At 60.8% G+C, this 13,868-nt stretch carries 13 protein-coding genes, 2 tRNA genes and 1 pseudogene; 7 read left to right on the plus strand and 9 right to left on the minus strand.

Annotation, left to right across the window (positions count from 1 at the left end):
- The 4 genes and pseudogenes from CLV89_RS22920 to CLV89_RS12150 all read right to left on the minus strand — a co-directional run.
- A pseudogene (locus CLV89_RS22920) lies at positions 1-132 on the minus strand (IS3 family transposase); the annotation flags it as partial.
- The gene (locus CLV89_RS12140) at positions 77-1,885 is read right to left on the minus strand and encodes a DUF6538 domain-containing protein (protein ID WP_106163945.1); all 1,809 of its coding nucleotides are present in this window, start codon (positions 1,883-1,885) and stop codon (positions 77-79) included. The gene CLV89_RS12140 and the pseudogene CLV89_RS22920, both read right to left, overlap by 56 nt.
- A 124-nt stretch (positions 1,886-2,009) precedes the next feature.
- Positions 2,010-2,084: transfer RNA gene (locus CLV89_RS12145), tRNA-Asn, on the minus strand.
- Positions 2,085-2,151: 67 nt separating this feature from the next.
- Entirely contained in the window at positions 2,152-3,075 is a 924-nt protein-coding gene (locus tag CLV89_RS12150; protein ID WP_106163946.1) for an MBL fold metallo-hydrolase, read from the minus strand.
- 57 nt (positions 3,076-3,132) lie between these two features.
- On the opposite strand from CLV89_RS12150, the gene CLV89_RS12155 reads away from it, so the two are divergent.
- The gene (locus tag CLV89_RS12155) at positions 3,133-4,461 is read left to right on the plus strand and encodes an ATP-binding protein (protein ID WP_106163947.1); all 1,329 of its coding nucleotides are present in this window, start codon (positions 3,133-3,135) and stop codon (positions 4,459-4,461) included.
- A gap of 76 nt (positions 4,462-4,537) precedes the next feature.
- On the opposite strand, the gene CLV89_RS12160 is transcribed toward CLV89_RS12155, so the two are convergent.
- A tRNA-Ile gene (locus tag CLV89_RS12160) sits at positions 4,538-4,613 on the minus strand.
- A gap of 155 nt (positions 4,614-4,768) precedes the next feature.
- A complete protein-coding gene (locus CLV89_RS12165) occupies positions 4,769-5,698 on the minus strand; it encodes a LysR family transcriptional regulator (RefSeq protein ID WP_106163948.1) in 930 nt (309 codons plus the stop codon).
- A 121-nt stretch (positions 5,699-5,819) separates the two neighbouring features.
- On the opposite strand from CLV89_RS12165, the gene rmmL reads away from it, so the two are divergent.
- The 4 genes from rmmL (at position 5,820) to rnd (ending at position 9,846) form a co-directional block, all read left to right on the plus strand.
- Positions 5,820-6,788 (plus strand): quorum-quenching N-acyl-homoserine lactonase RmmL, encoded by a 969-nt coding sequence (rmmL, locus tag CLV89_RS12170; RefSeq protein WP_106163949.1) that lies wholly within the window; start codon positions 5,820-5,822, stop codon positions 6,786-6,788.
- Between the two features lie 149 nt (positions 6,789-6,937).
- On the plus strand, positions 6,938-7,984 hold the full coding sequence (gene purM / locus CLV89_RS12175; RefSeq protein ID WP_106163950.1) for a phosphoribosylformylglycinamidine cyclo-ligase: 1,047 nt from the start codon (positions 6,938-6,940) through the stop codon (positions 7,982-7,984).
- Entirely contained in the window at positions 7,981-8,586 is a 606-nt protein-coding gene (purN, locus tag CLV89_RS12180; RefSeq protein ID WP_106163951.1) for a phosphoribosylglycinamide formyltransferase, read from the plus strand. Before purM ends, purN begins: the two co-directional genes overlap by 4 nt.
- A gap of 102 nt (positions 8,587-8,688) precedes the next feature.
- The gene (rnd, locus tag CLV89_RS12185) at positions 8,689-9,846 is read left to right on the plus strand and encodes a ribonuclease D (RefSeq protein WP_106163952.1); all 1,158 of its coding nucleotides are present in this window, start codon (positions 8,689-8,691) and stop codon (positions 9,844-9,846) included.
- Between the two features lie 81 nt (positions 9,847-9,927).
- On the opposite strand, the gene CLV89_RS12190 is transcribed toward rnd, so the two are convergent.
- Positions 9,928-10,443 carry a hypothetical protein gene (locus CLV89_RS12190; RefSeq protein ID WP_106163953.1) on the minus strand — a complete coding sequence of 172 codons (516 nt, stop codon included), beginning with the start codon at positions 10,441-10,443 and terminating at the stop codon, positions 9,928-9,930.
- A 133-nt stretch (positions 10,444-10,576) separates the two neighbouring features.
- Between CLV89_RS12190 and CLV89_RS12195 the strand changes: the two genes are divergently transcribed.
- The gene (locus tag CLV89_RS12195) at positions 10,577-10,990 is read left to right on the plus strand and encodes a SufE family protein (RefSeq protein ID WP_106163954.1); all 414 of its coding nucleotides are present in this window, start codon (positions 10,577-10,579) and stop codon (positions 10,988-10,990) included.
- Positions 10,991-11,047: 57 nt separating this feature from the next.
- Here CLV89_RS12195 and CLV89_RS12200 read toward each other — a convergent pair whose 3' ends face one another.
- Both CLV89_RS12200 and CLV89_RS12205 read right to left on the minus strand, forming a co-directional pair.
- Positions 11,048-11,788, minus strand: coding sequence for a DUF1638 domain-containing protein (locus tag CLV89_RS12200; protein WP_106163955.1), 741 nt, complete (start codon positions 11,786-11,788; stop codon positions 11,048-11,050).
- 1 nt (position 11,789) lies between these two features.
- Positions 11,790-12,488, minus strand: coding sequence for a corrinoid protein (locus CLV89_RS12205; RefSeq protein ID WP_106163956.1), 699 nt, complete (start codon positions 12,486-12,488; stop codon positions 11,790-11,792).
- 218 nt (positions 12,489-12,706) lie between these two features.
- Between CLV89_RS12205 and CLV89_RS12210 the strand changes: the two genes are divergently transcribed.
- The gene (locus tag CLV89_RS12210) at positions 12,707-13,789 is read left to right on the plus strand and encodes a PA0069 family radical SAM protein (protein ID WP_106164119.1); all 1,083 of its coding nucleotides are present in this window, start codon (positions 12,707-12,709) and stop codon (positions 13,787-13,789) included.
- Positions 13,790-13,868: the final 79 nt, after the last annotated feature.

A 13,868-nucleotide genomic window follows, 5' to 3' on the forward strand; every position in this document is an offset into this window, starting at 1 on the left:
CCGGTAGTAAGTCTGAACCGTCACACCGATTTGCCGAACGGCTTCCTGAACCGAGCTCCCTTGTCCTTGCAGCACCTCAACCTGTCGCAGCTTCAGCACGATGTCCTCGGGCTTCTCTCGTTTGCCTGACATCTCGTCGTCCTCCTGAAAACGGGATATTCCTATCCCAAAAGGTGGACCACTTCAGTGGGGGCACTCCACAGAGCTCCCTCGGGTTGCCGTCCAGCTGCAGCACCAGCGCCTTCGCCCAGTTGTAATAGATCTTGTCACCGAAGGACTGGCTATCATTTGTCGCGATCAATTCGGGGAAGAGGGCCGTGGCACCGCGCATGCGCATGTCGTCGACATGCCTTATAAAGCCCAGTTCTATCAGATGCGCGTGAATGGGAACCAGGCGCTCCGAGCTGAAGGTCTTGACCCCTCGGTGCATGTTGTCGCGGATGTGGTAGCAGGGAATGCCGTCGACGGACACGACATCACTGGGTTCCAGGCCGAGAACTTCCTCCCGCCGGGCGCCGCTGTAACCAGCCAGGATAGGCCCCCAGTAGAGCCCATCCGCCTTTACGATGTTGCCGCGCTCATGGCGCCGCGACGTTGACCTGCACCCCGTCCAGATCGGGTGACGGAAGACCCGCTGGAGTTCCGGCAGGGTGAAGGCTTCGCGCTTGTCGCGGTTGCGCTTGTCCTCCCGGACGCGGAGCAAACCGAGCTCGATCGAGTCCGAAATCGGGATGCTTTCGCTTTTGGCGAACTGGAAGATGAGCTTGAACCGGTCAAGGTGGCCGTTGATCGTGCGCGGCGAGAGCCCGACCTTCTTTTCGGGAAGATCCTCGGCGCGTGCCAGAAGCTCATCGATGGTTCTCTCCGCGTCCTTCGGGCTTTTCCCGTAGCTCGTCGGAAGGCGTTGCAGTACCGACTTGTAGAACTTGAGATGGCCCTGCGTGATACCCCGAACGTCGGTGACGCCCGTAGCCTTGATGAACAGGTGCGCCTGCGATGAAAGCTGCTTTCTGGTGTCTTCCTTGATATGCTCGCGGTCCTTCTCGGCGTTGATGCGCTCAACGAGTGCGACAATGTCCGGATCGAAACTGAACGCGGGCCTTTGGGTAGGGACTTGAGGCGGGACAGGTGCTTCGATCAGTGTGGTTTCCCCGGAGATGTGAAGGGGCTCTCGGGATTCGGTGTTCTCGGCAGCCGCGCCGTCGAGGATTTCCCGCGCAAGGGCGCGCGCTTGTTCAAGGCTCGGATCTTCTCGACTGTCAAATGCGGACCAAGCCGCGGCCTTTCCGGCCAGGAGCAGTTGCCGTAGATAGAGAACCGTTTCGGCCGCAGGATTTAAGGTCTCGCCTGTAGCCGTCTGAATGCTGTCCCGCGCGGCGCGACGCATCTTGTTGACGCCCGCCTCGGACAGCACGTCGCGCGACAGGATGCCAAGCATCGTCTCCAGCGACGCGATGTCTGTCTCACTCGAACCTTCGTTGAGTACGGTGCGTCGGTCGTGAGCGGAGAGCTCCGGATGCAGTCCCTTGCTCGCCAGGTGAGACCAGGCGCGCGCCGTCGCCCAATCGAGACGCTGGTCTTCTTCGGATGAGCCCACCGGGTCCATCCGGCTGATCATGCGCTGGCGCTCGATGCGGTCAAGCTCGCTGCGCACAACCGAGGTCAGCCAGGCCTTGGCCTGGGCGGGGGGCAGCTTTTTATCGGTGATTGCATCCAGCATCCGGTCGCACTCGTAGTTCAATCTGCGTGCGATGATACACGCGATCGACCGGTCCGTGGTGCGCAGAGACAGCTGCCAATGTCGGGTTTTTGTGGAAAACTCAGGCACGCGCCGACGCCAGCTCCAGGTGGAGCCGCGTTGCAGGAGGTAAGGGGTGGTTGCCAAGATGCGGCCTCCAGGCTTGGAGACGAGCGACCCGCATTTCAGGAACTTGTGCTACAGTGCTGTGTGACACTGTATTTGCCAAATTTAGCCTATTCCTTGATTATCAGGGGCTTAGGTGGTGAATTGGCTCCGGCGGTAGGGATCGAACCTACGACCAATTGATTAACAGTCAACTGCTCTACCGCTGAGCTACGCCGGAGTGTGGCGCTCGTATAACGGGGTCGTTTTCGGGCGTCCAGAGCGAAAACGACCCCAAGATAAAAAAATCAACTTTTGATGGCGAAGGTTGCTGTTTCCGACAGGTCGTTGATCGGGTGGACCGCGCCGCGCTGTGTAAGATCCACCAGATGAGAAAGCACATTGCGTTCGGCAGCAGGAAGCAAAGCAGCCGGCGTGTCAGTGTAGATCGCAAGGGTGAGGTCGGCAGCCGTGCAGGGGGCCTCGCGCAACCGGTCAAGGATGGCGGTCTCGCGTTGCCGGCGATGGGTGATGAGCCAGACGAGGCGGTCATGTGGATCGAGAATTGGCGCTCCGTGCCCCGGCAGGAATTGCGACCACTCGCGCTGTTGTAGCTTGTAGCAGGACAACATGAAATCCGTCAGATCTCCGTCCGGTGGCGACACCAGAGAGCTGGCCCAGCCCATGACATGGTCGCCCGAGAACAAGATGTCACCAAGCGCAAAACACAGGTGATTGCCGATGTGACCCGGGGTGTGGATCGCCTCCAATTGCCAGTCCGGCCCTGTCAGCATCGCGCCGTCAGCAAGGCGGTGGTCGCAGTCAAAAGTCTGATCTATCCCTTCACCGCCGCCTGCCAACCCGCGCGCGGCCAGATCCTGCATGATCGCACTGCGTCCCGCATCCGCGGTGCCGAAGGCGAAAACAGGCGCTCCGGTCTTGGCACGCAGCTGTGCCGCGAGAGGGGAGTGATCCAGATGGCTGTGCGTCACTAGGATATGCGAAATGCGCCGTCGCGGCCCGCAGGCGGAGAGGATCGCCGAGAGATGCGCCTCTGAGGCGGGGCCCGGGTCGATCACGGCCAGATCGTCTTCGCCAATCAGGTAGGTATTGGTGCCTCGGAACGTCATCGGCGAGGGATTGGGGGCAAGAATGCGGGTAACACCCGGAGCGATTGTTTCTGGTAAACCGGGTTTTGGGTTGAACCCATCTTTGGCTTGCGATCTGCTCATGACGTTCCTCCTTGAGGGGCGCTGTTCTGTCTTATCTGCTCCGCTCTAGGCTTAGTTATGAAGCTCTTTCGTCTCAAACACTATCTGCCCAAGCTCCCTACGGGGATTTATGGCCGTGCTGCACTGATCCTGCTGATGCCAGTGGTGGTGTTGCAGCTTGTGGTGTCCTTCGCCTTTATCCGGCGCGATCTTGAGGACATTACAAAGCAGATGTCGCAGACCATGGTGCGGGAGTTCCTGCTGATAGAGGATCAGATCCAGCTCTCAGCGACGCAGGAAGAGGCGTTGACGCGCCTGACGCCAGTGCTGGCGCCGCTGAATGTCGGGCTGCGTTTTCTGGACCCGACGGAGGCAGTGCCGGGTGATGAAATCCCATTCGAGGATTTCTCGGGCCGGGTAGTGCGGGAGGCCTTCACTATCGGCTTGCCCCGGTTCCAGTCGATCCAGCTGCCGCGGTCGCGGCCGGTCCGCATGGTCATGGAGAGCGACCTTGGAATGGTGGAGCTTGAATTCAGCCGGCGCCGCGTGACGGCCGCCGCGCCGCACCAGTTGATCGTCACCATGGCGGTCTTTGGGTTCATGCTGGTGATTATCGCAATGGCATATATGCGTAACCAGCTGCGCCCGATCAAGCGGCTGGCCGATGCGGCGCAGGCCTTTGGTGTGGGCCGTATGATCCCCTATCAACCGCGCGGCGCCACCGAGGTGCGGGCCGCAGGCGCGGCTTTCATCGACATGCGGGCGCGGATTGATCGGCAAATCGAGCAGCGGACGCTCATGCTGTCAGGGGTCAGCCATGATCTGCGGACCCCTCTGACCCGGCTGAAGCTCAGTCTTGCCATGCTGGATGAGGAGGAGGCAGAGCCAATGCTGCAGGACGTGAAGGAGATGGAGGATATGGTGGACGCCTTCCTCGACTTCTCACGCGGGGTGACGACCAGTGCAATGGAAGAAACCGATCCCTGCGCGCTGGTTGAGGAAGCGGTGCAAAGCTGGACCCGGCAGGGAAAGACCGTGCATCTGGTCGAGGCTGTGGGAAATCGTATGATCCCCCTGCGCGCGGCTGCTGTGCGGCGGGCGGTGGACAACCTGATCTCTAACGCGGTGCGCTACGGCACGCGGGCGCGGATCTCGGTGGCTGTTCTGCAGAAATCCCTGCGCATCCGGGTGGAGGACGATGGTCCCGGTATCCCTGCCGAGCTGCGCGGTGACGCAATTCGCCCCTTTACCCGGCTCGATCCTTCTCGCAATCAGGATCGTGGCACAGGTGTCGGGCTCGGTCTGGCAATCGTGGCGGATATCGCGCGCGCTCATGGTGGAACGCTGCGTCTGGGCACCAGCGAAGAGCTGGGCGGACTGCAGGCGGACATCGTGATCGCGCTTTGATCGCGCCACGTCAGACAGGGGCCGGTTGTGTCGCAGGGCGCAACGCCTGAATGCCGGATGACACTGGAAGGGGCGGTGGTGGGAGATCAGAGATTCGAACTCTGGACCAAAGCGTTATGAGCGCTCTGCTCTAACCGCTGAGCTAATCTCCCACAGGCTGGTTTATAGAGTCGTTCCACAGGCCTCGCAATCCGTCCCGTGCAAGAAATTTGCCGCATTTGCGCTTCTGCACTCAGGCCCGCCGGCACTCTGTCCGCGCCGTCCTTGGGTCCAGGGGGCAGGTCGCGCGCTTGTGTCTTATGCGGCGCTATCCGGTGACGGCATGGAGGTGCGGGGCAGGGCGCTTGCGGTGGATGTCGTCGAGGCGCGCAACAATCCCGTCGATCACCAGATCCCGACGCCTGTCGACACCATGGCGCGACGGGTAGACGGCAAAAATGTCCTTTTGCGGCGCCGACCAACCGGGCAGAACTTGCTCAAACACTCCCTCGGCCAGCATGTCCTGAACAAAGAACAGCGGCACCCTGGAATAGCCCGCCCCGTTCGTAACGGCATGCTGGATCAGATCCGGGTCATCGGCGGTAAAGCCGACGCGAACCGGCGCAAGGACTTCGGTGCCGTCGCGGGTCAGCGGAAAGAACCCTTTGGTCTGTTCTTCATGGTGCTGGATGAATTTGAGACGCTTCAGATCTTCCGGGTGCTCGGGCCTGCCCATGCTGTCCAGATAGGCGGGTGTCGCCAGCAGGACGGTTTCCATTGTGGCAATGCGACGGCCAACGCCATCTGTCTCTCCAAGCCGTCCGGTGCGGATGGCAAGGTCGTAATTCTCTCGCACCACGTCCACCAGCCGGTCCTCAACGCGGACAATGATGTTCAGGTCGTCATGATCCCGATCCAGGTCGAGCAGCATCGGACCGATCAAATGGCGCCCGAGGAAACTGTTCACACTCACCCGGAAGTCACCGGAAAAACTGTCGTTCAGCTGATCGAGCTCAGCAGTCATCCGGTCAAATCCGCTCAGCAGCCCTTGGGCGTGAGCATAGATAAGCTCGCCGGATCGCGTCGCCCGCACCCCTTGTGCGGTGCGGTGCAGCAGCTGATGACCGATCAGGCTTTCCAGCTGCTTGATCTGCTGGCTGATGGCCGATTGCGTCATGTCACGACGTTGCGCGGCCCGGTTCAGGCTGCCTTCGTCGAGGGCCACAATCAGCGTTTCCAGAAGCGACAAACGATCCATGAATTTCCCTATCAGAGATGCTAATAACCCCTATTAGATGATGCTGGCTGTGGGGCACCAGCAAAAACGCCTATTTCCCAATCATGCGCAATCAGCGCCAATCAGGATATCGGAGCCACTTATGACTTTTTCTCGCCGAACGTTGTTGAAAACCCTTGGTGTTGGCACCGCATCGCTGGCGCTGCCGACGCTTTCCACAATGGCGCAGGCCGCCCCAGCCGGACCGGCGCCTGTCTTGCATCAATTCCGCTTGGGGGATGCCACGATCACGGCGTTGCTTGACGGTCATCTTCCGGTGCCGGCCACGATGTTCACCGGATATGATGCGGCGCGTGCGCAAGAGACTCTGGAAGGCAGCTTTTATCGCGAAGGCGCTCAAGGGCTGGAGATCCCGGTGAACGGCTATCTGGTCGAGCGCGGCGGCAAATATACGCTGGTCGATACAGGCACAGCACAGCTGATGGGGCCGGATCTCGGTGGTCTGATGGCGGCGCTGGCGGCGACCGGAGTTGGTGCCGGCGATATCTCGACGATCCTGCTGACCCATATGCATCCTGACCATGCCGGAGGTCTGCTCGCAGCGGACGGCAGTGCTGCCTTTCCTAATGCGGAGCTGGTGGTCGCCGAGACCGAATGGGACTTTTGGTACGATGATGCGATCATGGCATCGGTCGACGAGGGCAGCCGTGGATTCTTCCAGATGGCACGCGATGCGGTGGCACCCTATGCGGACCGGAAAAAGCCGTTCACGGGCGAGGTCGAGGTTGCGCCCGGCTTTACCGCCATGCCGTTGCCGGGGCACACGCCGGGGCACAGCGGCTTCATGCTGGACGCGGGTGATGAACAATTGCTGATCTGGGGCGATGTGGTTCACAGCACCGCATTGCAGTTCGCCAATCCGGACTGGACCATTCCCTTTGACACCGATCAGCCGCTGGCGGCCCAGACCCGCAAGGCGATGTTTGATCGGGCTGCGGCCGACCAGCTTCTGGTGACTGGCATGCATCTGGATTTCCCCGGTTTGGGGCGGGTGGTGCGGGATGGTGCGGCCTATGCCTTCCATCAGGCACCGTGGCAGTTCGGGCTCTGATCCGACGTCCTGATCGCTGTAGTTTGCAGTGATCGATCAAATACCCCTCCCATTGTGCAGATTTGTGCAGGGGGAGGGGTGCATTCCCTAGTTTCCTTCACCCGTCCTATAGGCTAAATGCTCGTCAACCATTGCGAAGGAGCCAAGCGATGACCAGCGGCAAGAACGGGTTGACCTATGCGGATGCAGGGGTGGACATTGATGCGGGCAACGAACTTGTGGACCGGATCAAACCGGCTGCAAAACGGACCAACCGTCCCGGAGTGATGAGCGGCCTGGGTGGATTTGGCGCGCTGTTCGATCTCAAGGCCGCCGGATACGAGGATCCGATCCTCGTGGGCGCCACCGACGGGGTGGGCACCAAGCTGCGCATCGCCATCGACACCGGCCATGTGGACGGCGTCGGCATCGACCTTGTTGCCATGTGCGTCAATGATCTGGTGTGTCAGGGCGCGGAGCCGCTGTTCTTCCTCGACTATTTTGCCACCGGCAAGCTGGAAACAGATGTTGCGGCGCGAATCATCGAAGGCATCGCCGAGGGCTGCGTGCGGTCGGGCTGTGCGTTGATCGGCGGCGAGACCGCCGAGATGCCGGGCATGTACCCCAAGGGTGATTTCGATCTGGCAGGCTTTGCCGTTGGCGCGATGGAGCGCGGCAGCGCGCTGCCAGTTGGTGTCGAAGCAGGCGATGTGCTGCTTGGTCTTGGCTCCGACGGGGTGCATTCCAACGGGTACTCGCTGGTGCGCCAGATCGTGAAATACTCCGGCCTTGGCTGGGACGCGGACAGCCCGTTTGGCGAGGGCAAGCTGGGCGAGGCGCTGCTGGCCCCGACGCGGCTGTATGTCAAACAATCGCTCGCCGCGGTGCGTGCTGGTGGCGTGAATGCCTTGGCGCATATCACCGGCGGTGGCCTGACCGAGAACTTGCCGCGCGTCCTGCCTGAGGGGCTTGGTGCCGATATCGATCTCGGTGCGTGGGAGCTTCCCGATGTCTTCAAGTGGCTTGCGGAAACGGGCGGCATCGAAGAATCCGAGATGCTGAAGACCTTCAACTGCGGCATCGGCATGATCCTCGTGGTCAAGGCGGACCGAGCTGAAGCGCTGACTGAGCTGCTGGCGGGAGAGGGCGAGCGCGTTTCCCGTCTGGGCACCGTGACCGCGGAAGAGGGCGTGCGCTATACAGGCGGGCTGCTGTGAGCGACAAGAAGACCGTCGCCATTCTGATTTCCGGCGGGGGCTCCAACATGGTGACCCTCGTCGACAGCATGCTGAATGATCCCGACCACCCCGGCCGGCCCTGTCTGGTGCTATCGAACAATGCGGATGCCGGTGGTCTGACCAAGGCGGCAGAGCGGGGCGTGGCCACAGCTGTGGTTGACCATCGCCCCTTTGGCAAGGATCGGGCCGCATTCGAGGCGGAGCTGGTCAAGCCGATCCTGAACGCGGGCGCCGATGTGGTTTGCCTGGCTGGATTCATGCGTGTTCTGACCGCCGGCTTTGTCAGCCAGTTCGAGGGGCGGATGCTCAATATCCATCCCTCTCTGCTGCCAAAATACAAAGGGCTTCATACCCACGCCCGTGCGTTGGAAGCTGGCGATGACCGTCACGGCTGTACCGTGCATGAGGTCACGCCGCGCCTAGACGATGGTCCCCTGTTGGGGCAGGCGGAAGTTCCGGTGCTGCCTGGCGATACGCCGGAGGATCTGGCGGCCCGTGTTCTGGTCCAGGAACACCGTCTCTATCCCGCAGTTCTGGCGCGCTATTTGCGCGGGGAACACGCGATGTTGCGGCTGAGCTGACACGGCACGGTGTCTTGTCGCAGACAGGTGTTTGCAACCGGTGCGTCGTCGTCGTATCAACGGGGTGCCCGAGCGGTAGAAACCCTAAAAAAGACGCTATTGATGAAAACTCTTACAACCACCGACGAACTGCGAGCCTTTTGTGAAGAGGCCGCGAAGCATCCCTACGTGACGGTGGATACCGAGTTCCTGCGCGAACGGACCTATTATTCTAAACTCTGTCTGCTGCAGATCGCCTTTGCGGGTGATGGTGAAACAGATGCCGTTCTGGTGGATCCGCTATCTGCAGAATTGTCGCTGGAGCCGCTCTACGACCTGTTCCGCAATGAGAATGTGGTCAAGGTGTTTCACGCGGCGCGTCAGGATCTGGAAATCTTCTGGGTCGATGCGCAGGTGTTCCCAAAGCCTCTGTTCGACACTCAGGTCGCGGCCATGGTCTGCGGCTTTGGCGAGCAGGTGGGCTATGAAACTCTGGTGCGCAAGATCTGCAAGCAGGGTCTGGACAAGACCTCGCGCTTTACCGATTGGTCGCGCCGTCCGCTCAGCGATGCGCAAAAGACCTATGCGCTCGCGGATGTTACCCATTTGCGCCAGATCTACGAGCACCTGCGCAAGGAGCTGGACAAGACGGGGCGCAGCCATTGGGTTGCCGAAGAGCTGCAGGTGCTGACCGATCCGGCCACCTATAACGTACAGCCCAGAGAGGCGTGGCGCCGGGTCAAGACCCGCACCAACTCCGGTCGGTTCCTGGCTGTGGTGCGCGAATTGGCAGCCTTCCGCGAAGAATATGCGCAGAGCAACAACGTGCCGCGCAACCGGGTCTACAAGGATGATGCGCTGGTCGAGCTGGCCTCGACGAAGCCCAGTTCAGGGTCTGACCTGAGCGGCTCTCGTCTGTTGTTGCGTGAGGCGCGCAAAGGAGCGATCGCCGAGGGCATTCTGAAGGCCGTGGCGCGCGGCGTGAACTGCCCGCAGGACGAGATGCCGCAACCGGATCGGTCGCGCGAGAAGATGCAGATCAACGGAGCATTGGCAGACTTGCTGCGGGTTCTGCTGAAGGCCAAGACCGAGGCGTCCGGTGTCGCGGCAAAGCTGATTGCCCCCTCGTCGGACCTTGATGCGATCGCCGCGGGAGAGCGGGACGTTCCGGCGCTTCAGGGATGGCGGCATGAAGTGTTTGGTGCAGATGCGCTTCGTCTTTGCAACGGTGAAATCGCCTTGGCTGCCAAGGGGCAGATGGTCAAAGTCGTCAATATCTGACGCTCATATCACTTTAAATCACAAAAAAACGCGCCCAGTGAGGCGCGTTTTTTGTATCGAATTGTTCAGGGCTCAGCTTTGTCAGCGCCGGGTTTCGCGGGCGTTTTCCTTACCGATCACCCGCAGCACACGCACGCCTGCAAGATCCTGGTTCGACAGGCTGACAGCGGCGCGAATGGTGCGGGTTGCTGGCGTGCCACGATAGGTGGCGTTCTTGGGGTAGTTCACCCGGAAGGTATATTCCAGCCGCCCCGGTTCCTGTGTGATGCTAGGGACCAGCTGCGCGTCATAGGCGCCATTGCGGGCGGCTTCACCTTCTACCGTGAGGATTGCACCAACCGAGGTGCGCTCGATCCGCATGTCCTTGATCACCGCGATCGGCAGGCTGTTGTCGACCTCTTCATCATCGCCGCGCCCGAGCAGGTTCACTCTTTCCTCTTCCTGTGGAATCAGGGGGTTGAGGTTTTCGTCGGTCTCAACCGGGGCCTCGCGAGAGTTGCCGAACCAGTTTGTCGGGTTGACGCGGGAGTCACGCCAGCCGCCGCAGGACGACAGGGCCAATGTGCTAATCAAGAGGGCGCCGAGAGTAATACGCATGAATACCTGCCGCAGTGAGAGTTACTTGCAAATGTGACTACCCGATTGAAGCGGCGTTGAAAAGCGGTTGAAAACCCTTCGATGCTGGCCTAGGTCCGATCTGTTGCCCCTGCACAGCGAGATGAGGATTGCCATGGCCAGCGCCGCCTTTGAGGAAATCGTCGATGACTTCGAGTTTTTTGAGGATTGGGAAGACCGCTATCGTCATGTAATCGAGCAGGGCAAGGCGATGCCACCGCTGGAGGATGCGCTGAAAGTGCCCGCAACCAAGGTGGACGGCTGTGCCAGTCAGGTCTGGCTGCATCCGCAGATCAGCGATGGAAAGTTCTACTTCGATGGTGATAGCGATGCGATGATCGTGAAGGGGCTGATCGCGCTGCTGCGCAAGCTCTACAACGGTCTCACCATGGCTGAGGTTCTTGCGGTTGATGCGCGCGCCGAGATGGAGCGCCTTGGCCTGAACGATCATCTTTCCGCGCAGCGGTCCAATGGGCTGCGCGCGATGATCGAGCGTATTCGCGAAACCGCCGCCGCGCAGGTCCGATGACCCTGGTTGCCATTGCGGCGTCTTGGGCAAGGCGTCTGTGATGCCTACTACAGTAGTCTAGTCAGAAGTAGATCGCTGTGCCGCCCAGCTGGTGAGCGTGCTCTGCAGATCGCCGTATCCGGTGTGGCGATGCTGAAACGCCAGCCCCATGCGGTCGGCGCAGACGCGGGCTTTCTCCACAAGCTGCGGGTCGGTGACCTGTGACTGATAGACCAGCGTCGTGTAGTTGCCAAAGATCATGTCACGCAGCTCGGGGTTCTTGTCGAGGCCCATCGGGCGCCAGATAAAGGCGTCGAACTGTTTCACCAGGAAATCGGTCAGGTAGAAGGCAGTGATCTCGCCTGCTTCTGTACGCTCTGCAAACTGCGCATTGCCTTCGAAGAACGCATAGCAATGCGGGCCGGGGACCATCTCCACGCCCAGTTCGGCGCATTTCTGTTCCAGCAGGCCGCCGGTGCCGCAATCGGCATAGACCACGTAGATCTGGTCATAGACCGCACGATGGGTTTCTACCGCGGCCTCCACATGGGTGACGATCTGATCGGGGTAGAGGTGCAGCTTGGCCGGCAGGCAGGTCAGATCCATGTGATCGAGACCGTTGAGCGCCTTGATATCCAGGATCTCACGCGCGAGCGCGCCACAGGCGATCAGCAGGATGCGTCCAGTCTTGCGTTCTGGTGCGGCCAGGCCGTCTTCCGACAGGCTATGCGCATCCAGGGTCTTGCCACGGGGCAAGGGAAGGGCGGCCCGTTGCGTGAGCCGGGCCGCCCGGCCGCGTCGCTGGGACGCGGCAGACATATCAGGCGGTCATGGCGTTGTGCTTGCGCGCCACGTATTCCTTGGCGGTTTCCACGGCTACGGCCGCATCGCGGCAATAGGCGTCGGCGCCAATGGCCTTGCCGAACTCCTCGTTCAGCGGCGCGCCACCGACCAGCACAATGTAATCATCGCGCTTGCCCTGTTCGATCATCGTGTCGATGACGACTTTCATATAGGGCATGGTGGTGGTCAGCAGGGCGGACATGCCGAGGATGTCTGGCTGGTGTTCTTCAAGCGCCTCAAGGTAGTTTTCCACCGGGTTGTTGATGCCGATGTCGACCACCTCGAACCCGGCGCCTTCCATCATCATGGAAACGAGGTTCTTGCCGATGTCGTGAATGTCACCTTTCACCGTGCCGATCACCATGGAACCCATGCGCGGCGCGCCGGTCTCTGCCAGCAGCGGTTTCAGGATGAACATGCCGCCCTTCATGGCGTTGGCGGCCAGCAGCACTTCGGGCACAAACAGGATACCATCGCGGAAGTCGGCGCCCACGATGGTCATGCCGCCCACGAGTGCTTCGGTGAGGATCTTGTAGGGCGCCCAGCCGCGCGACAGAAGGATATTTACCGACTCTTCGATCTCTTCCTTGAGACCGTCATAGAGGTCGTCATACATCTGTTGGACCAGTTCCTCGTCATCGAGTTCTGAGAGGATGATGTCTTCTTCTTCCGACATATCTGTATTCCTTAGCTGACGGGCGCGCCCGGTTTGGCCGTTCTTTATTGTTTTGTGACAGATGCGACGATCTGCACTGTTTCGATTGCGACACTGGTGCGTTTCGAACCGACCAAACCGATGAAAGCGATGCGATTCTAGGGGCGGTTTTGCATGATTTTGTTCGCTTATCCTTGTTTGTTCTTTATTTGTTCTGGTTCGTGTGCCATATCAACATTATGCACGACAATGGTTCCCAAAATCTCAAACGTCGCAAATCGCGCGCTGCGCTTAGCAATGCGGCAGGACGCTTCGATCTGGGGCGCGAAGAGGTCGACGACGGCTGGCATCAGGAGGAGGCTGTGACCTCCGTTGCGACAGAGATTCGCTGCGAGATGGCCCGCAGCCTGATCTCCTACAACCGCTCGCCGGATCTGCCATTCGACCGCTCGATCAATCCCTACCGGGGGTGCGAACACGGCTGCATCTATTGTTTCGCGCGACCCAGCCATGCCTATCTCGGGCTCTCACCCGGGCTTGATTTCGAAACTCGGCTTGTGGCGCGGCCGAACGCGCCGGAGGTGCTGCGCAAGGAACTGTCTGCCCGCAGCTACAAGGTCGCGACCCTGGCGATCGGCACCAACACCGATCCCTATCAACCTTGTGAGCGGGATCACGGCATCATGCGCGCCTGTCTGGAGGTGCTGCGGGAGTTCAACCACCCGGTGGCCATTGTCACCAAGGGCACCTTGATCGAGCGTGATATCGACATCCTGTCCGACATGGCCGCCCGTGGGCTGGTCCGGGTTGGCGTCTCTGTCACCACGCTGGATGCAGATCTGTCGCGCCGGATGGAGCCGCGGGTGCCGGTGCCCGCGCGCCGTTTGGCGACGATCAAACGGTTGAGTGATGCCGGCATTCCGGTGCGGATCATGACGTCACCCCTGGTGCCGGGGCTGACGGATCACGAGTTGGAGGCGTTGCTCGCTGCCGGGGTAGAGGCCGGGGCGGATGCGGCCAGCTGGATCATGCTGCGCCTTCCGCGCGAGGTGTCGGGGCTGTGGCAGGACTGGCTTCAGGAACATGAGCCCGGTCGGGCGGAGAAGGTAATGGCCCGCCTGCGCGAGATGCATGGCGGCCGTGACTATGATCCGCGTTGGGGGCAGCGCATGCGGGGCGAGGGCGAATATGCCGAGGTGATTGCGCGCCGGTTCAAACTGGCCTGTGCCCGGCTTGGGCTGGCTGAAAAGGCGGAGCCGCTGCGGAGTGATCTCTTTGCCAAACCGGCACAGGCGGGCGACCAGCTCAGCCTGTTTGGCTAGGTCCGGTTTGGTGGGTCAGGCAGGCAAGAAATAAGGGCCGGACTTGCGTCCGACCCTTTCGGGAGTTCGAAATTCGGCT

The organism is Tritonibacter scottomollicae (genome assembly GCF_003003215.1).
Classification (GTDB): domain Bacteria; phylum Pseudomonadota; class Alphaproteobacteria; order Rhodobacterales; family Rhodobacteraceae; genus Epibacterium; species Epibacterium scottomollicae.